Below are 19,805 nucleotides of genomic sequence, written 5' to 3' on the forward strand. Positions count from 1 at the left end.
TGCGCTTGCTCGCGTACTCCCCGTCGCCGAAGCTCATCTGGTCCATCGGTTATGTCCTGCTGCTGCGTGGGCTAATCTCAGCACAAAATGGGGGGGCTTGTTCAGACCTTCCATAGGCGAACGGTAGGCCCACTGGTCGGAAAGGGAACTTACGAAGGACATATAGAAGCCGCGAAAGACCTCAAGGCGGGACTAAACAACGACATCCAAGATTTTGATACAAGCGGATGCGGTAGTCACTTCAAGATACCGCAACGAGTGCGCTCAGTCGCCGATATGGCCATTCCGACAAAACCGACATTAAGATGATAAATATTAATTTTGATAAATTACTATTTGTTTTAAGTGCTGACGCGCTGGTGCGCTTCGCTCTGCCAGGTTTAGATGAAATCAGTTTGGAAAAAATCAGGGATATTGCCAGGACTGAAATAGATCGTTTCATGGATGGGGGCAGTAACTACTATATGGAAGTTGACTTCTCCGAAGGCAGGAAGTCTGAAACTGCGAGGGACTTTCTTCTTGCTGTGCGAGCCCTTAAGAATGGGTCGCTCATTGCGGACGAAATTTCTTCCCTCGCCGCTAGCAACGCTGTCGCGACCGGTGGCTACCATAATGCGAGGTCAAAACTCAGATCCATCGCCGCACGTTTCTGCTACCTGAAAACTGAAGATCTGCTCGTAATTCCAACCCCATATTTGCAGGAAATCGCGCTTAATTTAGAGGTTCATGATTTAAACCCGCTCTATTTTGACTTTTCGTCGACGCTGCAGGCCATCGAATCCGCCGAACCAGCTTCTCCATGGGATAAGCGCGTGCTAGGTCCCGAGCTTTTCGATGGCATTGACGGCGTTGTAAGGCTGGCTGCGAAAGAAATGGTCGAAGGGGGGGCGGCAGTTCGTTTCTTGCAAGGATGGAGAAACTTCCTCCCTTCAGGGCAATTCGTTGATGTCATCCAATACCTTGCTGAAGAAGCTCGCGCAGAATTAGCCGATTCGAACGGAGTGGAGCTGGGGATCGTTCTGAATATGTTGAAATTTTCTCGTGAATGATTGCCGTCTGGGCATGACGAAGCTGGCGTGACGGAAGCGACGTAGTTGCTCCTCGGCATGGAAAGTGTGGTGTATGCGGATGCGGGCTACACCGGCGCGGACAAGGGCGCCGCACGCAAGGGACTGGACTGTGGCAGATCGCGCGCAAGCGTGGTGGTCAAGGTGATACCAGAGGGGCGTGAGGAGCAAGCGATCCAGAAAGCGGAAAAACGTAAGGCTAGTTTCCCTCTGTGTCTTGGATCGCAAGACAAGATCAACGATCTTTTGGCACATTCGAGTTGCTACTCGGCTTGTTCCTATCGGTCGTAAGAACTAGCTTTTCTCCACCCACCACTCCGCCGCCAAGCGCGCCGTCTCCATCGGTGGCCGCATTGCCGCCGTCGAGCAGAATGTCCACGATCCTTGCGTCTTTCCTGCCGATGTACTCGCTCGGGTGCTCGCGCTGTCTTGTCGAGTTCTTGCCGTCGCTGGCTGCCGCAAATCCGGCGTCGCCGGGAGGCAACTTCGGCGGATTGATGCATTGGATGGAAGGGCGCGTTTGATCAGTCTATTGGGTAGATCGGCAACGGCTTTGCTACGTGGCTTTTCGAAATGACCGTTCCATACGCCGGCGGCTTCGGGCCGACTGTTTGAGTGGCGTCGCTGGTGCGGATAGGCGTGCGGATGCGCTATCCGGCAGGAATCAACTTTCAGGGGGAATTGCATGAGATACACAGGTATTCATCTATTGGTCGGCCTGGCGTGCGCGACAGCGGCGGGTGGCGTGTGGGCGCAGGCTGTCACGACATCGGCTGGCGCCGGTGGAGGGATCTGGCAGGACGTCGCGGAAACGTCGGTCGCGCGCACTGCGCAGCGCACCATCGTGCCGGCGCGCTTTCGCACGCTGTCGCTGGATAACCGTGCGCTGGGCCAGCTGCTGGCTACGGCGCCGCTGGAGGCGCAGCAGAATGTGCGCTCCAGTCCCGTCACGCTGTCGCTGCCTTTGCCGGACGGCAAGTTCGCGGACTTTCGCATTGTCGAATCGCCGATCATGCAGCCCGGCCTTGCGGCAAAGTATCCGCAGATCCGCACCTATCTCGGCCAGGGCATCACCGATCCCGGTGCCAGCCTGCGCTTCGATGTGACGCCGAAGGGCCTGCGCGCGCAGATTCTTTCAGCGGCCGGCGCGGTATACATCGATCCGTACCAGAAGAACGACACGGCGCATTACATCGCCTACGCCAAGACCGACTACGCGCGCAGCGGCGAGCCGATGAAGTGCACAGTGAAAGATGCGCATGGCGTCACGTTGGGCAGCGAGGCCGTGCAGCAGAGCGACGTGTCGCCGCTGCCGAACGTCTCGTCCGGCGGCACGCTGCGCACCTACCGTCTCGCGCTGTCGGCGACCGGCGAATACACCACCTTCCAGGGCGGCACGGTCGCCGATGCGCTGGGCGGCATGGTGTCGACCATGAACCGCGTCAATGGCATCTACGAGCGCGAAGTCGGTGTGCGCATGGTGCTGGTCGACAACAGTGACCTGAACATCTATACCGACGCGGCAACCGATCCGTTCACCAACGATGACGGTTCCTCGCTGCTCGACGAAAACCAGTGGGCGGTCGACAAGTATGTCGGCAGCGCCAACTACGATATTGGCCACGTGTTCAGCACCGGCGGTGGCGGCATTGCCGGCCTGGGGTCGGTCTGTGCCGAAGGCGGCAAGGCGAACGGCGTGACGGGTTCGGGCGCGCCGACCGGCGATGCCTACGACGTCGACTACGTCGCCCATGAAATGGGCCACCAGTTCGGCGGGCCGCATACCTTCAACAGCACGGTAAGCAGCTGCGGCAGCGGCAATCGCGAAGCGACAGATGCCTACGAAACCGGCTCGGGCATCACCATCATGGCCTATGCGGGCATCTGCGGTTCGGAAAACCTGCAGCCGCACAGCGAGGATTATTTCCACCGCTCCAGCTTGAACCGCATCTTCACCTTCATTGCCGGCGACGGCAATTGCGGTGTGTCCAGCGCCACCGGCAACACGCCGCCGACCGTCAGCACGGCGCCGGCGTTCACGATTCCGGCGCGCACGCCGTTCACGCTGACAGCAACCGGCAGCGATGCCGACGGCGATGCGCTGACCTATCTGTGGGAGCAGATGGATCTCGGTACCGCGACCAGTGGCGGTGCGTTGACCGACGCCGGCTCGCGTCCGCTGTTCCGTTCGTTCGACCCGACGCCGGATCCGTCGCGCACTTTCCCCAGTCTACGCTTCATTTTGAACAATGCGAATGTGGTACCGAATACGGCACCCTTGCCTGGTACTGCCTCGCCCAACGTGTATACCGGCGAACTGTTGCCGACCACCAGCCGCACGCTGAACTTCCGCGTGACCGTGCGCGACAACCGCGCTGGTGGCGGCGGCACCAACGAAGCGTCGACGGTGCTCACGGTCAACAACACGGCGGGTCCGTTTGCGATCACCGCACCGAATACGGCGGTGAGCTGGGCGGCCGGTTCCACGCAGACCGTGACCTGGAACGTGGCGAACACCAGCGCCGCGCCGGTGAATACCGCAAACGTCGCGATCAAGCTGTCGCTGGATGGCGGCAACTCCTGGCCCGTCGTGCTCGCCCCGAGCGTGGCGAACAACGGCACGGCGAACGTCACGGTGCCGGCCAACGTGCCGGCATCGGCGCAGGCGCGTGTGAAAGTGGAAGCCATCGGCAATGTGTACTTCGATATTTCCGATGCCAACTTCGCTATCAGCGGCACGAACACGGCGCCGACGATTACCGTTACCGGTCCGCTTGCCGTGCGCCAGGGCAGCCCGGCCGCCACCGCCAACGTCGCGACCGTTGCCGATACGCAGGACGCTGCCGGTACACTCAGCGTGGCGCTGGGCAACGTGCCGCAGGAACTCACCGCATCGGTCGCCAACAGCGGCGGCACGGTCGCGTTGACGGCCGCGGCCTCGTGCGCGCTGGTGACGCCGACCAGCGGCAGCAAGATCTATCCGCTGCTGCTCACTGTCACCGACAGCGCCGGTTCGACCACGACGAATACTGTCAACGTGCAGGCCAGCACCAACCAGGCGCCGACGCTGGGCACCTATGCCGGCCAGATCATGACGCGCGTTAGCAGTGCGACATTCACGCCCTCGGCCGCACCGGGTGATCCGAACAACAACTACGTCGGCGTGTCGGTATCGCCAACGTCGCTCCCGGGCGGCGGCACGGTGGCTATCGCGGCGAACGGCACGGTCACCGTCACCACCGTGGCCGGCACCACGTATGGCTACTACAAGATTCGCGCGACGGCGGTCGATACCTGCGGCGCGGCCGAAACGCGCGAGTTCACGGTGCAGGTCACCACGCCGGAACCGCTGCTCAACTTCCGCAGCGCAACCGTCAACACCGACAACAACCTGATCGAGCCGAACGAGTGCAATGCGGCCACGGTGAGCCTCTGGAACGAAGGTGCCAGCGGCGCAACCGCGATCGCCAGCACGCTGTCGACGACGACCCCGGGCGTGACCATCACGCAGGCGGCGTCGCCGTACGCGAACCTTGCCGCCGCGGCCACGGGCGGCAATACCACGGCCTACCAGATCAGCACCGCATCCACGGTCGTGTGCTTCAGCACCATCGACCTTACCCAGACGGTCACCTATGCCGGCGGCGGTTCGCCGCGCGTGGTGAACTTCAGCCTGCCGGTGGGGCGTCCGGTGGCGTCGACCTATCAGTTCACGCAAGGCACGGGCGGCACGATCACGACGACCGGCACCTTCCTGGCCGGTACGCGCGTCGATGACGGCATTGTTTCGCTGACGGTACCAGCCGGCTTCAACTTCTCCATCCTCAACACGCCGGTGGCCGGCGGAAGCACCTTGCGCGTGAGCACGAACGGCAATATCCAGTTCGTCTCCTCGGGCGGTACCGAAGCCTGGGGCAACACGCCCTTGCCTGCCTTCGGCAGTGGCGGCGGTTCGGACGTGTTCCCCGTCAACGCACCGACATTGTTTGCGTACTGGGAAGACATCAACCTGAGCGCTGCGAACAAGGGTGTCTACACCGAGCTTACCGGCGTGGCGCCGAACCGCGTATTCAAGGTGGAATGGCGCGGCGCCCTTGTCTCCGACGACAGCGCCGTCGACTTCGCCGTGCTGTTCCGCGAAGGCTCGAACGTGTTCGACATCGTCTATAACAACGCCGCGGGTGCGGACGGCAGCAGCGCGACCATCGGCTGGCAGGCGGCGGATCACGGTGGCGATTTCACCGCGTTCTCCATCAACCGCCCGGTCATCACGGCCGCGGGCACCAAGCTCACCTCGAGCATCGCGCCGGCGCTGTGCACGATCGGCACCGGCATGTGCGCGAGCGGCGACTTGATCTTCAAGAACAGCTTCGAACCCTAGTCGCCATGCAGTAGCGGTTGGATAGCACCGAGCCCGGCCCCGTGCCGGGCTCTTTTTGTCCGGTGGCTTGTTTCACATTACGGCCAGCCCTTGCGTTGCAGGGGGCTGGCCGTCGCATGAGGCGGAGTCGAATCATCCTTGCGGCCTGTTCGCCGTTTCCCGCTGGCACAGCCTGTGGACGGCATGCTCGCGGATACGTCGGCGACAATGGCAGAAATCCAGCCTGTCTGGCGAAAGCCGCGGGCCTGGCTATTTTCCCAGCACCGCGATCAGCGCGTCGGGAAACGTCTGCTGCCAGTACGCGTAGTGGTGGCCGCCGATGAATTCATGGTAGTCCACGGCATAACCTTTTCCGCGCAGCACGGACGCCAGCATTCGATTGGCGTAGATCATGCCCGCGGACTCCCACAGTCCCGCTTCCAGATAGAAGCGCACCGGTCTTTTCTTCGATTCGGCGATCTGCTTGATCAGCCAGCCGGCTTTGGCGCTGGGGCCGGGCTCTGTCTGGTATTCGCGCCACCACCAGTACGAACCCGATTGGGAAATGACCTGCCCGAAGGCTTGCGGATGGCGGTAGGCGAGGTGTGCGGCGGCCAGGCCACCAAGGCTGGACCCGCAGGCAATGGTTTTGCGCGGGTCCGCCGTCAGCCGGTAGCGCTGCTGCAGATGGGGCAGTACCTCATCGACGATGAACGCAGGAAAGCGATCGTTCGGCGGCAGGTCGGTATCGCGCGTGCCGGCGGAGTGGACGAACACGGCAATCACGGGTGGGATCTTTCCCGCGGCGATCAGATTGTCGAGGATGGTCGGCGCCGCGATCTGGTCGAGATAGGCTTCGGCGTCGAACACCAGTAGCAGAGGCAGTCGCGGGGAGTGCGCGGCATATCCTGCTGGTGTGTAGACCGTCAGCGTTCGCTTTCCCTGCAGTGCAGCGCTGTCGAACTCCTCCTTGTGCACGGTGCCGGCCGGAACGCCGGCTTTCGCCTGCAGGTAGACGTTTTCCTTCGCGGCGGGGCCGGTGGCTACCGACTGCGCCTCTGCCGGCGCGCTGCCGCGTGGGAAGGTTGCCGGGTTCAGCGGATCGGGAAACAGCTCGTAGCGGATGCCTTCTATGGTGAAGCGATCCCGCGACAAGGTGGATTTCTGCATCCCTTGCGGGGCGCGCAGCCGATAGATCAGGCGTGCGTTGCGCGGCATGAGGTAGCTGGTAAACCAGACGCTGGTGTTTCCCAGCCGGGAAAATGGATCGTTGATGGTGCGTGTGGGAAAGGACGCGCCAAGGCGGATATTGATCGCGTCCTCGTCGGGGTCTGCTCGCCACAGGAAGGTGAACAGCGCTTCGTCCGGGTGACCGGGAAGGTCTTCGATCAGGGGCGAATGGACGGTTTCTATTTCGCGCCAAAAGGCATCGATGGCGTTTGCGTCGTGGCGGTCGACCTCGGCCAGCAGCGCCGCAAGTCGAGGGCTTTGCAAGGCCGCGCGCTCGCTGTCCTGGGCTCGCGCGCAGGCGCAAAAGGCGATCAGCAGGCATAGCCGCAAGGCGAACATGTAGCGCGACGGCATGTCGGGCCGTTCCTCGAAAGAAGGTCGATGCTACCAGCGTCTTTGGGCCTGGGCATTCGGCGGCGGCGTCAACACGTGCGTTCATGGCGAGAAGGCCAAGGTGAGCGCGCTGTTGACTCCGCCCGTCGATGTTTCGCCGGCCAACGGGCGCGGAGAGCGAAGACGATCCCGTACGTTGAAAAATTTCCGCACGCAGCGTCAGGCGCCTTGAGCCGTCGCGCATGCAGGCGCTGCGGTGACTGCCGCATGGCCAAGCCACACCGCATTGACACTCAGATAAGGTAGGCTCTTGGACTGGCCGCATTTGTTGCGGCGCAACAAGCGGCCGGTGTAGCATCGCGCCGCACTTTGGAGAGGCTTATGTCGAATTCAGCGCAAGACTGGATGAACCAATGGCAGGCGCTGGCGCAGCGCTATTGGGATGGCTGGAAGTCGCAGGGTGTCACGCCCCCGGCCGGATTCGGCAAGCTGGATGCGAATGCTCCCTGGCAGGCCGCGCTGGACCAGTGGTCGCAGCTGTTCGGCAAGGGCAACTCGCAGAGCGACGTGGTCGACCGCGTCACCGCCAATGCCAAATCGTATGTGTCGCTGATGCAGTCCATGCTCAACAGTTCGCTGGGACAGGGCGGCGACGGCAGTGCCGCGGCCTGGACCGAGGCGCTGCGCAACGGCTTCAATATCCCGGGCATGGACCCGGCGATGTGGAACAATCCACTCGGCACCAATTTCCGCGATATGGCGGGCCAGGGTGCCAAGGGTTTCGAACAGCTGATGGCCGAGTTCAGCCGCGGCGTCGGCCCATTCAAGCAGGAAATGCTCAGTGGCCTTGGCATGCCGGCCTTCGGCCTGGCGCGCGAGCACCAGGAACGCTGGCAGGCACTGGGTACAGCCCTGGTCGAGTACCAGGAGCAGACCAACCGCTATAACACCCTGATCCTCAAATCCAGCCAGCAGGGCTTCGAACGCTTCCAGTCCAAGCTGGCCGAGCGCGAGGAACCGGGCCGGCAGCTCGACTCGGTACGTGCGGTCTACGACCTGTGGATCGATTCGGCCGAAGAAGCCTACGGCGAGATCGCCCTGTCGGACGAATTCCGCAAGGTCTACGGCGCCATGGTCAACGCACAGATGCGCGTGCGTTCGCTGATGCAGCTCGAAGTCGAACAGCAGACGCGCCAGCTCGGGATTCCCACGCGCACCGAACTCAAGGGCGTGGAGAAGTCGGTGCAGGAACTGCGCCGCAATCTGAAAAACACCCAGGAAGCCGGCAGTATCGACCTGGCCGGCGAAATTGCCGCATTGCGCGCCGAAGTGGCTGCGTTGAAGCAGCAGCTGGCCGATGCCAGGCCGGCGGCGGGCAAGCCGGCCGAGAGCGCACCTGTCGCCAGCAAACCTGCCGCGGGCAAGCCGGCTGCTGCCGATGCCGGCACCGCCGCCCCGACCAAAAAGACGAAGCGCTAAGGAACCGCCATGGGCCCGATCCGTATCGAACCGCAGAAGGCGCTGGACGACGCGTTGAAGCTGCAGCAGAAACTGTCCGCCGGTGCGCAGACCTTGCGCTCGCTGGACCCGGTCACCTTTGGCGTGACGCCGAAGGAAGCCGTCTACAAAGACGACAAAGTCACTTTGTACCGTTTCAAGGGCGAGCGCGCGCCGACGCAGAAGACGCCGCTGCTGATCTGCTATGCGCTGGTCAACACGCCCTACATGGTCGACCTGCAGGACGACCGTTCGCTGGTGAAGAACCTGCTGGCCCAGGGCCAGGACGTCTATCTGATCGATTGGGGCTATCCGGACGGTTCCGACAAGTACCTGACCCTGGACGACTACATCAACGGCTACCTGCGCCGTTGCGTGGATTTCCTGCGCAAGTCGCACGGCGTGGACGCGATCAACCTGCTCGGCATCTGCCAGGGCGGCGCCTTCTCGCTTTGCTTCAGTTCCATCTATCCGGACAAGGTGAAGAACCTGGTCACCATGGTGACGCCGGTGGATTTCCACACGCCGGACAACATGCTGTCGCACTGGGTGCAGGACCTGGACGTCGATCTGTTCGTCGACACGCTGGGCAATATCCCGGCCGACCTGATGAACTACTGCTACCTGACCCTCAAGCCCATGCGCCTGAACCAGCAGAAGTACGTCGGCCTGGTGGACATTCTGGACAACAAGACCGAACTGGAAAATTTCCTGCGCATGGAAAAGTGGATCTTCGATTCGCCGGACCAGGCGGGCGAAGCGTTCCGCCAGTTCATCAAGGATTTCTACCAGGGCAACAAGCTGCTCAAGGGCGGCCTGTCGATCGGCGACAAGCGCGTCGACCTGAAGAACATCTCCGCACCGGTGCTGAACATTTTCGCGGAACAGGATCACCTGGTTCCGCCTGCCGCCTCGCGCGCGCTGAAGGACGCGGTGGGCAGCAGCGACTATTCGCAGATCGCGTTCAAGGGCGGCCATATCGGCATCTATGTCTCCGGCCGCGCCCAACGCGAAGTGCCGCCGGCGATTCATGAGTGGCTGGCGAAGCGATCCTGATGCCCCGAGGCCCGGCGCATTGCGCCGGGCCGCCCGGAAAACCGTTGTGTTTCGTAGCACGCGGCCGCGTCCAGACCTGCCGCTGCGTGATGGCGTCGGGCCGAACTTGGCCCCGGCGACGGCTGATGCGCAGCCTTATCTTTTTGTCTTTCTTGCTTTTTTTGTCACGGGTGGGTAGTCCCGCAGCCCCGCCAGCGCGTTCGCACCCTCGGCGAACCGGTCATCCTTGCACAAGTTGTAAAGCAGGCATTCCATCATGGTTTCTTTCCGAAACTCAGGTGGATAGAGATCGCTGAATGCGTCGTTGTTGCCGCCCTTCTTCAGGATCAAGGGCCGGTATTGCCAATGCCTGCGGCCGGCGAAGCGCAGCGTCCGTTCACGCAGGAAGTCCGACAGTTCTTCTGCTGCTCCCACCGCGAAAGTCGCCAGATTGTCGATATCCTCATCGAGATCGAGGACCTGGACATTCAGCAGAAGAATGTCGCCGATACGCCGAAAGCGCTCCTCTGCCTCGGCCGGCGTCAAGGCTGCGCTGTCGAGCACAGCCTTTTCGATATCTTCCATTTCCAGCAACGGAGATTGTGTAATCGTATGGGCTTCCGTGCTCATTTCTGTCCCGGATGAGGTGCTGCGGTCCTAGCCATTGCCTTGTGCCCGGACCGGGCAGCAGCTAATCGTCCTTCCGCGTTTTCCGCGTCGGCTTCGGCGCAGCCTTGGCCTTGCCCGGCTTGCCAGCCGCCCGGGAGTTCGTTGTTGCAGCCTTGGGTGCGGCTTTCTTCGCAGACGCTTTTGTTGCGGCCCCTGTCGAAGCCTTCGCCGCTGCCTTGTTCACTTCTGCCTTCTTTGCCGCCGCCCGCGGCTTGCGCGGCGCCTTCTTCGGCCTGGCCGCGGCATCGTCCGGCGACGCTTCGGCCGTTTCTTCGCCACTGTCGAAATCCGCCAGGTCGCTGCGCCCGAACGGATTCATCGCCTTGAACTTGGCCGTGACCTTGGCCAGTGTGCCCAGGGCCTCGCGCGTGGCACTGACCGACCAGTCCCAGACACGGCGTTCGTCCACGCCGGTGAAGGCACGGAAGGCCTCGGCCAGGCTGTCGGCTGGTGCGGCGCCGACCTTTGCGAAGGCTTCGGCGCGGCGGCCGATGGCATAGGTTGTCGCGGCGTTGCCGACGGCGCTGGTGAGCACGCCGATCAGCGGCGCGACGCGGCTGAACACGCTGCCGCCGAGCTTGGAACCGAAGCGTCCGAGGATGCGCCGGCCGATCGCATCGACGCCGAGACTGGCGCCCGCGCCCAGGGCGCTGATCTGCGCGATCAGCGGCCGGCGCAGCGCGTCGGGCAGGGGCAGTTCGTACAGGGTCAGGGTGTCTTCGATCAGCTGTTCCTGGATCGCCGTGACGGCGGCCATGTCGGCCAGCTCGCCCAGGGTGAAGCGCAACAGCACGCCGGCGCCGGGAATGGCGCCGACCAGTGCCGACAGCGCGCCGACGCCGGCCGCCTTGATGCAGGCCGTGCGCAGCAGGGCCTGGAATTGTGCGTCGCGCTGCTGTTCGGGCGACGTGCTTGCGCGCTTGGCCGGTATCTCCGTGCTAGGCTTTCGCGATGCCATCTTCCACCTCTTCGTTTGCTGCCTTGTGGCAGCTTATTCGTCATGCGCGTCCGTACCGCGCCCGTTTCATAGCCGCCAGCCTGTGTTCGGTGGCGAACAAATTGTTCGATGTCGCGCCGGAAATCCTGATCGGCATCGCCATCGATGTGGTGGTACGCGGCCAGGGTTCCTTTGTGGCCGGGTTCGGCGTGACCGATCCCCTGCAGCAAGTCTACCTGCTGGGCGCACTCACCCTGGCCATCTGGGTGTTCGAGTCGATCTTCGAGTTTGCCTATCTGGTGCTGTGGCGCAACCTGGCCCAGGACCTGCAGCACGAACTGCGCAGCTCGGCCTATGCGCATGTGCAGAACCTCGACCTGGCCTATTTCGAAGACCGCTCCAGCGGCGGCCTGGTCGCCATTCTCAACGACGACGTGAACCAGCTGGAACGCTTCCTCAATGGCGGCGCCAGTGAGCTGATCCAAGTGGTGGTGACGGTACTGGCCTGCGGCGCGGTGTTCTTCGCCATTTCTCCACAGATTGCGGTGATGGCCTTCCTGCCGATCCCGGTGATTCTCTGGGGCGCGTTCTATTTCCAGCGCAAGGCCGGGCCGCGCTACGACGTGGTGCGGGAAAAGGTGTCGGCCCTGTCGGGCCGCCTGTCGAACAACCTGGCCGGCATCGCCACCATCCGCAGCTTCGCCGCGGAGGAACGCGAGCTGGAGCGCCTACGCCAGGAAAGCATGGCCTACGTGGCAGCGAACCGGCATGCGATCCGCCTGAGTTCGGCCTTCGTGCCGCTGATCCGCATGGCCATCCTGTTCGGCTTCCTGTGCACCTTCGTGCGCGGCGGCCAGCTGGTGCTGGAAGGTCATTTGCAGGCGGGTTTCTATGCGGTGCTCGTATTCCTGACCCAGCGCCTGCTGTGGCCGCTGACGCGCCTGGCCGAGACCATCGACCTGTTCGAACGCGCCATGGCCTCGACCCGGCGCATCCTCGGCCTGCTCGCCACGCCGTATTCGATCCGCGATGCGGAGCAGACCTTGCCGGATCATCCGGCCCGCGGCGAGATCGCGCTGAAAGACCTGCATTTCACCTATGCCAACGGCAGCGAAGTACTGCACGGCGTGGACTTGACCATCGCGGCCGGGCGCACGCTGGCCCTGGTCGGCGCGACCGGCGGCGGCAAGAGCTCGCTGATCAAGCTGCTGCTGCGTTTCTACGAGCCCAGCCGCGGCGAGATTCGCCTGGACGGCCGGCCGCTGGCGGCGTATCCGCTGAGCTGGCTGCGCAGCCAGATCGGCTGGGTGGCACAGGATGTATTCCTGTTCGACGGCTCAGTGCGCGACAACATCGCCTACGGCCGGCCGGGCGCCAGCGAAGCCGACATCGTCAATGCGGCGATGGCGGCCGAGGCGCACGAGTTCATCCTGCGCCTGCCGCAGGGCTATGACACGCCGGTCGGCGAGCGCGGCGTCAAGCTGTCGGGCGGCCAGCGCCAGCGCCTGTCGATTGCCCGCGCGCTGCTGAAAGATCCGCCTGTGCTGCTGCTGGACGAAGCCACCAGCGCGGTGGACAACGAAACCGAGGCCGCGATCCAGCGTTCGCTCGCGCGGCTGGCGCACCAGCGCACGGTGATCGTGATCGCGCACCGGCTGTCGACCATCGTGCAGGCGGACCAGATTGCCGTGATCGAGCAGGGCCGTGTGGTCGAGTGCGGCACGCACCCGGAACTGATTGCGCGGGGCGGCAGCTACGCGGCGCTGTGGCGGGTGCAGACCGGCACGGCGTGAGGCGCGGCGCGATTTGAGCCGCAACGGCGCTGCGCTATCCTTGCGCGTTCGCCTTCACGAGTCTTGCCCATGTCCGATCTGGACCGCCACGACACCATCCGCGCCGTGCATTGGCGCGGCGACCGCCTGAGCCTGCTCGACCAGCGCCTGCTGCCGTTCGAGGAACGCTTCGTCGACTGCCGCAGCGCCGCCGAGGTAGCCCAGGCGATCAAGGATCTGGTAGTGCGCGGCGCGCCGGCCATCGGCATCGCCGCGGCCTGGGGCGTGGTGCTGGCGGCGCAGCAGGATGCAGCCACGCTGGACAGCGCCGTGCGTACCTTGCGTGCCTCGCGGCCGACGGCAGTGAACCTGATGTGGGCGCTGGACCGCATGCTCGGCCTGGGCAGCGACGTCGCGGCGCTGACTGCCGAAGCCCAGGCCATCCAGGACGAAGATCTCGCCGCCAACCGGCATATGGGCGAACTGGGCGCGGCGCTGCTGGCCGGCGGCGGCGTGCTCACGCACTGCAATACCGGCTCGCTTGCCACCGCCGGCTTCGGCACGGCGCTGGGCGTGATCCGCAGCGGCTATGCCGCCGGCAAGATTTCCCAGGTGTATGCGGGCGAGACGCGGCCCTGGCTGCAGGGTGCACGCCTGACCATGTTCGAACTGGTGCGCGACGGCATTCCGGCCACGCTGATCGCCGATTCGGCCGCGGCGCACCTGATGCGTTCGGGCGCGGTGCAATGGGTGATCGTCGGTGCCGACCGCATCGCCGCCAACGGCGATACGGCGAACAAGATCGGCACCTATCAACTGGCCATTTCGGCACGCCACCACGGCGTGAAATTCATGGTGGTGGCACCGTCTTCGACGGTGGACATGGCCACCGCCGACGGCGCGGCGATCGAGATCGAACTGCGCGATACGACGGAACTGCTGAGCATGGCCGGCAAGCGCACCGTGGTCGAAGGCGCGCAGGCCTGGAACCCGGTCTTTGACGTGACGCCGGCCTCGCTGATCGATGCCATCGTCACCGAGCGCGGCGTGATCGAGCATCCGGACCGGCATGCCATGGCCAGGCTGTTCACGCCGGGGCAGCACTGACATGACATCCATCGCACAGGCGCGGCGTATCGCCGTGCTGATTCCCTGCTACAACGAGGCGATTGCGATCACTGCCGTCGTCGACGATTTCCGCCGCGCCCTGCCGCAGGCGCAGATCCACGTATTCGACAACAACTCCAGCGACGGCACGGCCGAGGTTGCGGCCAAGGCCGGTGCCATTGTGCACAGTGTGAAATTGCAGGGTAAGGGCCATGTGGTGCGGCGCATGTTTGCCGACATCGACGCCGACGCCTATGTGATGGTCGACGGCGACGATACCTACGACGCGGCCAGTGCACCGGCACTGATCGAGCGGCTGTTCGCGGAAAAGCTCGATACCGTCGTCGGCGTGCGCAAGCCCATCCACGCCGACGTGCACCGGCCCGGCCATGCCTTCGGCAATCGCATGCTGACCGGTTTCCTGAGCTATCTGTTCGGGCGCAACTGTTCCGACATCCTGTCGGGCTACCGGGTGTTTTCGCGCCGCTTCGCCAAGTCGTTCCCGGTGCTGAGCCAGGGTTTCGAGATCGAGACCGAACTGACTGTGCACGCGCTGGAATTGAAAATGGCCGTGGCCGAGGTGGTCACGCCGTTCAAGGAGCGGCCGGAAGGCTCGCACAGCAAGCTGTCGACGGTGCGCGACGGTATCCGCATCGTGGTGACCATGGTGCGTCTGTTTGGCGCGGAACGGCCGCTGGCGTTCTATTCGCTGATCGCCGCCGTGCTGGCGCTGCTGGCGGTACTGCTTGCGGTGCCGCTGTTCGTCACCTATGCGGAAACCGGCCTGGTGCCGCGTTTTCCGACCGCCATCCTGTCGACCGGGCTGATGCTGCTGGCAGCGCTGGCCTTCTTCGCCGGGCTGATTCTCGATACCGTCACGCGCGGCCGGCGCGAGCTGAAGATGCTGGCGTACCTGAGCCAGCGCGCGCCGGAATAGCCATGCCGCAATTCCTGCTGTTCTGCGTCGGCGGCGTGATCGGCTTTGTCGTCGATGCGGGTGTGCTGCGTGTGCTGGTCAGCCTGCTCGGCATGAATGCGTACGCGGCGCGGCTGGTGTCGTTCCTGGTCGCGGCCACGTCGACCTGGCTGTGGAACCGGCACACCACCTTCAATGGCACGCGCAATTTCGGTCTGCTCGGCGAATGGTCGCGCTACCTGCTGGCGATGAGCGGCGGTTTCGCAGTGAATTATTCCACCTATGCACTGATGTACGCCTTCCTGCCGCTGGTGCGGCAGTATCCGGAGCTGGGTGTGGCAGCCGGTTCGGTCGCTGGCATGGCGGTGAACTGGATTTCTTCGCGTCTGTGGATCTACCGGCAGCCATAGGCGGTGTTCACGGCGAAAGCGCGCAGCTGGCATAGCCGGGAATGTTCAGGCCCAGGCGGATGTCCCGCGTGACCTGCCATGTCCCGCTGCGGTCGCGGCGCGGTTCGGCCAGGCCGCTGCCGCCGCGCAACGCGGCTGTGTGCCGGGCGCGGTAGGGCGCCAGGCGCGCGTCGTCGCTGAAGTGGATGTCGTCGATGTAGTAGGTGCAGCGGCCGGGTTCGATCACGTGCAGGTGGATGTGCTGCGGATCGATGCGGCCGGGGTAGCCGCCCGGGCGGATGCTGTCGAAACGGTAGCGGCCTTGTGCATCGCTGCGTACCCAGCTGCGCAGGCGGCCGTGCGGTTCGGCGCTGCTGCCGCGCAGGGCTGCAGCGCTCGGGTAATGGCCGCTGGCATCGGTGTGGTAGGCATAGATCACGATACCGGCAGCGGGCCTGCCCTGGGCATCCAGTACCTGGCCCTGTACCTGCAGTGCTTCCCCCGGTTGGCCGGCGGGCGCGATGCGCGCGCTGCTGGCGAAGGTCGCTGGCATGCCGGCGAATACCGCGTCGCAGCCTTCGCAGGGCAGGCCGACGATGGGCTCGGCCGGTGCGGCCCAGGCAGCGCCGGCAGCGAGGCCGCTGGCGAGCAGCAGCAGGAAATCGCGGCGTTCGAAGGGTGGCGCGGTCGTCATGGCTGGTCCGGGGTTTTTGCCAGGCCGCCAGCCTAGGCCAAAGCCGTGGCGTTGCGCGCGCGGATTTTCCCAAGCGTTGCCCGCATGCGCCGAAGCGAAGCTGGCGCGCCTGGCTCTGCCGCGTTACGGCCCCAGCATGGCCGGCACGTGCGCCACCAGCGCATCGATTGCCGCCCGCGTTTTCGACGGCAGGTAGCGCGACTGCGGCCAGACCGCGTGGACCTCGCTGGAGACCGTGTGCTGGCTGCTGGTGACCAGGGCCAGCTCGCCGCTGCGCAGGCGCGGTGCCATCAGCCAGCACGGCAGCCAGGCCAGGCCGTGGCCGGCGACTGCCGCATCGGCAATCACCTGCACATCGTCGAAGCGCAGCCGCGTACCGATGCTGAGTTCCTGCACCGTGCCGTCGGCGTCACGGATACGCCATTGCGCCGACTGCGCGTTGAGGCCGTAGACGATGGCCGTATGCGTGGCGAAATCTGCTGCCGCCTGCGGCGTGCCATGGCTGGCCAGATAGCTGGGCGCGGCGCAGATGCCCATCGCCTGCGTGCCCAGTCGGCGTGCGGCCAGCGTGGCGCTGTCGCGCAGCGGGCCTATGCGCACGGCCAGGTCGAAGCCTTCCTCGACCAGGTCGACGACGCGGTCGCTGAAGGAAATGTCCACGTGTAGCTTTGTGTGCAAGCGGCCCAGCGCGGTCAGCACCGGCGCCACGCAGTGGCGGCCGAACAGCAGCGGCGCACTGACGCGCAGGCGGCCGCCGGGTTCGCGCCGGCCGCTGTCGAAGGCGGCTTCGGCGGCCTCGAGCTCGGCCAGGGCGCGCACGCAGTGCTCGTAATAGGCCTGGCCGTCTTCGGTCAGGTTCTGCTGCCGCGTAGTGCGGTGGAACAGGCGCGTGCCCAGGCGCTGCTCCAGCCGCGCAATGGCTTTGCCGACGGCGGAGCGGGTCAGCCCCAGGCGCTCGGCGGCAAGCGCGAAGCTGCCCGCGTCGACGGCGTAGACGAAGGTGTCGATACCGGCAAGGCGGTCGTTCATGGCTTTATTGGTTCCTCGTTGGATACACAGATAGTAGCAACTCTCTCCACTGGTGCCATTCGAGAACCTATATCGTATGCACCGTTGCGGCGCCACCGGCGCTGCCGATCTCACTGACTTGGAGCACGACATGCAGGCCTATCACGTCCACCCCGGCAGGAATTTCGACGGCATCGTGCCGGTCACGCGCAGCGTTGCAGCGCCTGGCCCGGGCGAGGTGCGCGTGCGCATCCGTGCCGTCGCGCTGAACTACCGCGACCTGATGGTGATTCGCGGCGACTACCTCGGCAGCGATGCCGCGCCGGTGATTCCCACCTCGGACGGCGCCGGCGAGGTGATCGAAGTCGGTGCCGCGGTGACGCGCTTCAAGGCGGGCGACCGCGTGGCAACGACGTTCTTCCGCAACTGGATCGAAGGTCGCGCCACGCCGGAGAAGACGGCGCAATCCTTCGGTGGCGCGATCGACGGCTTCCTGGCCGAGGAAGTCGTGCTGTCGCAGGATGCACTGGTCGCAGTGCCCGAGCACCTCGACTTTGCCGAGGCCGCCACGCTGACCTGTGCCGGTGTGACGGCGTGGAATTCACTGTTTGTCGAAGGCGATGCGCGGCCTGGCGACAGCGTGCTGCTGCTGGGCACCGGTGGCGTCTCGGTATGGGGTCTGCAGCTGGCCAAGGCCGCGGGTCTGCAGGCGCTGATTACCTCGTCCAGCGATGCCAAGCTGGAACGCGCCCGCGCGCTGGGTGCGGATACGGCCATCAACTACACCACGACGCCGCACTGGCATGAGCCGGTGCTGGCGGCGACCCGGGGCGAAGGCGTCGAAGTCGTGATCGAAGTCGGCGGTGCAGGTACCTTGAAGCAGTCGCTGCTGGCTACGCGCATGGGCGGCACGGTTGCCATTGTCGGCGGCGTATCCGGCTGGGGCAGCGAAGTCGATCCGTTCCAGCTGATCCGCGGTGCCAAGCGCGTGAGCGGCATCTACGTCGGCAGCCGGGCCATGTTGCAGGATCTGTCGCGGTTCGTCGCCCTGCACAAGATCAGGCCCGTGGTCGACCGCGTGTTTCCGTTTGCCCAGGCGCGCGCGGCCTATGAATACCTGGCCAGTGGCAGCCATTTCGGCAAGGTGGTCATTGCGCTCGATTGAGCGGCTGCGGGATTGTGTAATTCGAGCAGTCGTATACCGGGCGACGGTGCCATTCGCGTTGCTCATCGCACCCTACGAACGCCATGCCGCAAATGTCGGCCCGTGACTCGCGTAGGGCGCGATGAGCGCAGCGAATTGCGCCGCCGCCGTACGTCGCAGCATAGGCTCAGGGCGACGGTTCAAGCCCGCTTGTGCGCCGCGCCGAGGCAAAACAGCCGGCCAGGCACAACAGCACCAGCGGCGGAAATGCATGCAGGTAGCGAAACGACACGATATGCGAGAACAGCAGCTGCCCGGCGACCAGGCCCAGTGCGCTCAGGCACAGCAGCAAGGCAGCGTTGCGGCGCTGCTGCCACTGGCGCAGCAGGACGATCAGGCCCAGCGGCGCCAGTGCGAACAGGCAGACGATAAGCCAGTTGCCCATGCGCTCGAAGTAAAGCGCGACCGGGTTGCGCACTTCGTGGAAGCGACTGGCGTCGTAGCCGAGACGGTCGCGCAGTTTTTCCACCGCGTCGGCCGACAGCGGGCGTGTACCCAGGTCGTCGGCCATGCGGGTCCGGGTTTCCTGGGCAACGAAATAGTCTGCCGTGGTCGCGGCGGCCAGGCGCAGAAAGCCGGGTATATCGTCGCGCAGGGCCAGCGAGGCGAGGCGGCGCGCCTTATTCTCGGTATCTGCTCCGGCGGCGCGGCGCAGCACGGCGATCAGGCCGTCGTCCAGCCATAGCTGTGCTTCGCGCTGGCGCGGCGCGCGCAGATCGGGGCCTACCTGCGTGAGCAGGTCTGCCGGCAAACCGACTTCCTGCAAGTGTTCCGGCCTGAGCAGCGGCGCGACCAGGCCGAGACGGAAAGTGCCGCTGCTTTGCAGGTAAGTGCGCGGACCTTCGGACAGGCGTCCGTACCAATATTGATAGGCGTTGTGCAGCAGTGCCGTGGCGGCCAGCGCAATCGTGGCGTGGCCGGCTACGCGCAACCAGTTCAGGCGGCCACGCTTGTGCGCCAGCGGCACCAGCGCCGGCAGCAGGGCGAAGCCCAGCACCATCGGCAGCAGGCTCATACGCAGGGCCACCGTGGCAATGCCGAACAGCGCCACCGCGAGCAGCCAGGGCCACCATTGCTTGCGCAGGTAGGCGAAACCGCAGGCGAGCATGCCGAGCAGGCACAGGCAACCCAGGCTTTCCGCCATCATCATGCGTTCGTAGAACAGCTGGGCCGGGTCCAGCGCCAGTGCGCAGGCCAGTACGGCGGCCAGGCGCCGGTCGGCGCCGAGGTCGATGCAGGCGATGCGCGCGAGCAGCAGCGCACTGAATACGCCGCACAGGGATTGCGCGATCAGCAGGCCGTACAGGGAGCCCGGCAGCAACGCGCTCGCCGCGACGAACTTGCCGTAGAGGAAGGATCGGTCCGGCGGAATCCAGCCGGTAAGCGCGGTATGCAGATAGCTTTCCGAGTCGCCGAGGAAAAAGCGCATGGTCGGATCGAACAGGGCCAGCACCAGTTTGATCGTGACCAGCACCGCGGCCAGTACTAGCCAGTAGCGCGACGCCGGTACGCTGCGTGCAGTGGTGGGAATCAGCAGCATCGGCGGGCGTGTCGAGGTCGGGAACCGCGAATGCTAACCGATCGCTT

Annotated in this window: 16 protein-coding genes; 9 read left to right on the top strand and 7 right to left on the bottom strand. The window is 64.7% G+C overall.

The window, feature by feature from the left end:
- Positions 1-305 precede the first annotated feature (305 nt).
- Entirely contained in the window at positions 306-1,049 is a 744-nt protein-coding gene (locus DFR29_RS20145; RefSeq protein WP_133820444.1) for a hypothetical protein, read from the top strand.
- A 253-nt stretch (positions 1,050-1,302) separates the two neighbouring features.
- Here DFR29_RS20145 and DFR29_RS29340 read toward each other — a convergent pair whose 3' ends face one another.
- Positions 1,303-1,446 (bottom strand): hypothetical protein, encoded by a 144-nt coding sequence (locus DFR29_RS29340; protein WP_166654228.1) that lies wholly within the window; start codon positions 1,444-1,446, stop codon positions 1,303-1,305.
- Positions 1,447-1,752: 306 nt separating this feature from the next.
- On the opposite strand from DFR29_RS29340, the gene DFR29_RS20150 reads away from it, so the two are divergent.
- The gene (locus DFR29_RS20150) at positions 1,753-5,448 is read left to right on the top strand and encodes a reprolysin-like metallopeptidase (protein ID WP_133820445.1); all 3,696 of its coding nucleotides are present in this window, start codon (positions 1,753-1,755) and stop codon (positions 5,446-5,448) included.
- Positions 5,449-5,697: 249 nt separating this feature from the next.
- Here DFR29_RS20150 and DFR29_RS20155 read toward each other — a convergent pair whose 3' ends face one another.
- On the bottom strand, positions 5,698-6,996 hold the full coding sequence (locus DFR29_RS20155) for an alpha/beta hydrolase-fold protein (protein WP_166654229.1): 1,299 nt from the start codon (positions 6,994-6,996) through the stop codon (positions 5,698-5,700).
- A 375-nt stretch (positions 6,997-7,371) separates the two neighbouring features.
- On the opposite strand from DFR29_RS20155, the gene phaE reads away from it, so the two are divergent.
- The gene (gene phaE / locus DFR29_RS20160) at positions 7,372-8,469 is read left to right on the top strand and encodes a class III poly(R)-hydroxyalkanoic acid synthase subunit PhaE (RefSeq protein WP_133820447.1); all 1,098 of its coding nucleotides are present in this window, start codon (positions 7,372-7,374) and stop codon (positions 8,467-8,469) included.
- 9 nt (positions 8,470-8,478) lie between these two features.
- On the top strand, positions 8,479-9,543 hold the full coding sequence (locus DFR29_RS20165) for a class III poly(R)-hydroxyalkanoic acid synthase subunit PhaC (protein ID WP_133820448.1): 1,065 nt from the start codon (positions 8,479-8,481) through the stop codon (positions 9,541-9,543).
- Between the two features lie 135 nt (positions 9,544-9,678).
- Here DFR29_RS20165 and DFR29_RS20170 read toward each other — a convergent pair whose 3' ends face one another.
- Entirely contained in the window at positions 9,679-10,152 is a 474-nt protein-coding gene (locus DFR29_RS20170; protein WP_133820449.1) for a hypothetical protein, read from the bottom strand.
- A 61-nt stretch (positions 10,153-10,213) separates the two neighbouring features.
- Entirely contained in the window at positions 10,214-11,149 is a 936-nt protein-coding gene (locus DFR29_RS20175) for a hypothetical protein (protein ID WP_133820450.1), read from the bottom strand.
- On the opposite strand from DFR29_RS20175, the gene DFR29_RS20180 reads away from it, so the two are divergent.
- The 4 genes from DFR29_RS20180 to DFR29_RS20195 all read left to right on the top strand — a co-directional run bounded on the left by DFR29_RS20180 (position 11,143) and on the right by DFR29_RS20195 (position 15,333).
- On the top strand, positions 11,143-12,921 hold the full coding sequence (locus tag DFR29_RS20180; protein WP_133820451.1) for an ABC transporter ATP-binding protein: 1,779 nt from the start codon (positions 11,143-11,145) through the stop codon (positions 12,919-12,921). The two genes, DFR29_RS20175 and DFR29_RS20180, sit on opposite strands and share 7 nt — an antisense overlap.
- A gap of 69 nt (positions 12,922-12,990) precedes the next feature.
- On the top strand, positions 12,991-14,007 hold the full coding sequence (gene mtnA, locus DFR29_RS20185; RefSeq protein ID WP_133820452.1) for an S-methyl-5-thioribose-1-phosphate isomerase: 1,017 nt from the start codon (positions 12,991-12,993) through the stop codon (positions 14,005-14,007).
- 1 nt (position 14,008) lies between these two features.
- On the top strand, positions 14,009-14,944 hold the full coding sequence (locus tag DFR29_RS20190; RefSeq protein ID WP_133820453.1) for a glycosyltransferase family 2 protein: 936 nt from the start codon (positions 14,009-14,011) through the stop codon (positions 14,942-14,944).
- Positions 14,945-14,946: 2 nt separating this feature from the next.
- The gene (locus tag DFR29_RS20195) at positions 14,947-15,333 is read left to right on the top strand and encodes a GtrA family protein (RefSeq protein WP_133820454.1); all 387 of its coding nucleotides are present in this window, start codon (positions 14,947-14,949) and stop codon (positions 15,331-15,333) included.
- A 7-nt stretch (positions 15,334-15,340) separates the two neighbouring features.
- Here DFR29_RS20195 and DFR29_RS20200 read toward each other — a convergent pair whose 3' ends face one another.
- Both DFR29_RS20200 and DFR29_RS20205 read right to left on the bottom strand, forming a co-directional pair.
- Positions 15,341-16,006, bottom strand: a complete 666-nt coding sequence (locus tag DFR29_RS20200) for a dioxygenase family protein (RefSeq protein ID WP_133820455.1) — start codon at positions 16,004-16,006, stop codon at positions 15,341-15,343.
- Between the two features lie 123 nt (positions 16,007-16,129).
- Positions 16,130-17,035, bottom strand: coding sequence for a LysR family transcriptional regulator (locus DFR29_RS20205; protein ID WP_133820456.1), 906 nt, complete (start codon positions 17,033-17,035; stop codon positions 16,130-16,132).
- A gap of 130 nt (positions 17,036-17,165) precedes the next feature.
- Between DFR29_RS20205 and DFR29_RS20210 the strand changes: the two genes are divergently transcribed.
- Positions 17,166-18,179 (top strand): zinc-dependent alcohol dehydrogenase family protein, encoded by a 1,014-nt coding sequence (locus tag DFR29_RS20210; RefSeq protein ID WP_133820457.1) that lies wholly within the window; start codon positions 17,166-17,168, stop codon positions 18,177-18,179.
- A gap of 166 nt (positions 18,180-18,345) precedes the next feature.
- Here DFR29_RS20210 and DFR29_RS20215 read toward each other — a convergent pair whose 3' ends face one another.
- Positions 18,346-19,758 (bottom strand): hypothetical protein, encoded by a 1,413-nt coding sequence (locus DFR29_RS20215; protein WP_133820458.1) that lies wholly within the window; start codon positions 19,756-19,758, stop codon positions 18,346-18,348.
- Between the last annotated feature and the right edge of the window lie 47 nt (positions 19,759-19,805).

It is taken from the genome of Tahibacter aquaticus, assembly GCF_004363655.1.
Lineage (GTDB): Bacteria > Pseudomonadota > Gammaproteobacteria > Xanthomonadales > Rhodanobacteraceae > Tahibacter > Tahibacter aquaticus.

Excerpts from the sequence above, each read along its gene's own strand:
- DFR29_RS20145 (WP_133820444.1), top strand. The coding sequence starts at position 306 with ATGATAAATATTAATTTTGATAAATTACTATTTGTTTTAAGTGCTGAC.
- DFR29_RS20150 (WP_133820445.1), top strand. The coding sequence starts at position 1,753 with ATGAGATACACAGGTATTCATCTATTGGTCGGCCTGGCGTGCGCGACA.
- DFR29_RS20155 (WP_166654229.1), bottom strand. The coding sequence starts at position 6,996 with ATGTTCGCCTTGCGGCTATGCCTGCTGATCGCCTTTTGCGCCTGCGCG.
- phaE (WP_133820447.1), top strand. The coding sequence starts at position 7,372 with ATGTCGAATTCAGCGCAAGACTGGATGAACCAATGGCAGGCGCTGGCG.
- DFR29_RS20165 (WP_133820448.1), top strand. The coding sequence starts at position 8,479 with ATGGGCCCGATCCGTATCGAACCGCAGAAGGCGCTGGACGACGCGTTG.
- DFR29_RS20170 (WP_133820449.1), bottom strand. The coding sequence starts at position 10,152 with ATGAGCACGGAAGCCCATACGATTACACAATCTCCGTTGCTGGAAATG.
- DFR29_RS20180 (WP_133820451.1), top strand. The coding sequence starts at position 11,143 with ATGCCATCTTCCACCTCTTCGTTTGCTGCCTTGTGGCAGCTTATTCGT.
- DFR29_RS20175 (WP_133820450.1), bottom strand. The coding sequence starts at position 11,149 with ATGGCATCGCGAAAGCCTAGCACGGAGATACCGGCCAAGCGCGCAAGC.
- mtnA (WP_133820452.1), top strand. The coding sequence starts at position 12,991 with ATGTCCGATCTGGACCGCCACGACACCATCCGCGCCGTGCATTGGCGC.
- DFR29_RS20190 (WP_133820453.1), top strand. The coding sequence starts at position 14,009 with ATGACATCCATCGCACAGGCGCGGCGTATCGCCGTGCTGATTCCCTGC.
- DFR29_RS20195 (WP_133820454.1), top strand. The coding sequence starts at position 14,947 with ATGCCGCAATTCCTGCTGTTCTGCGTCGGCGGCGTGATCGGCTTTGTC.
- DFR29_RS20200 (WP_133820455.1), bottom strand. The coding sequence starts at position 16,006 with ATGACGACCGCGCCACCCTTCGAACGCCGCGATTTCCTGCTGCTGCTC.
- DFR29_RS20205 (WP_133820456.1), bottom strand. The coding sequence starts at position 17,035 with ATGAACGACCGCCTTGCCGGTATCGACACCTTCGTCTACGCCGTCGAC.
- DFR29_RS20210 (WP_133820457.1), top strand. The coding sequence starts at position 17,166 with ATGCAGGCCTATCACGTCCACCCCGGCAGGAATTTCGACGGCATCGTG.
- DFR29_RS20215 (WP_133820458.1), bottom strand. The coding sequence starts at position 19,758 with ATGCTGCTGATTCCCACCACTGCACGCAGCGTACCGGCGTCGCGCTAC.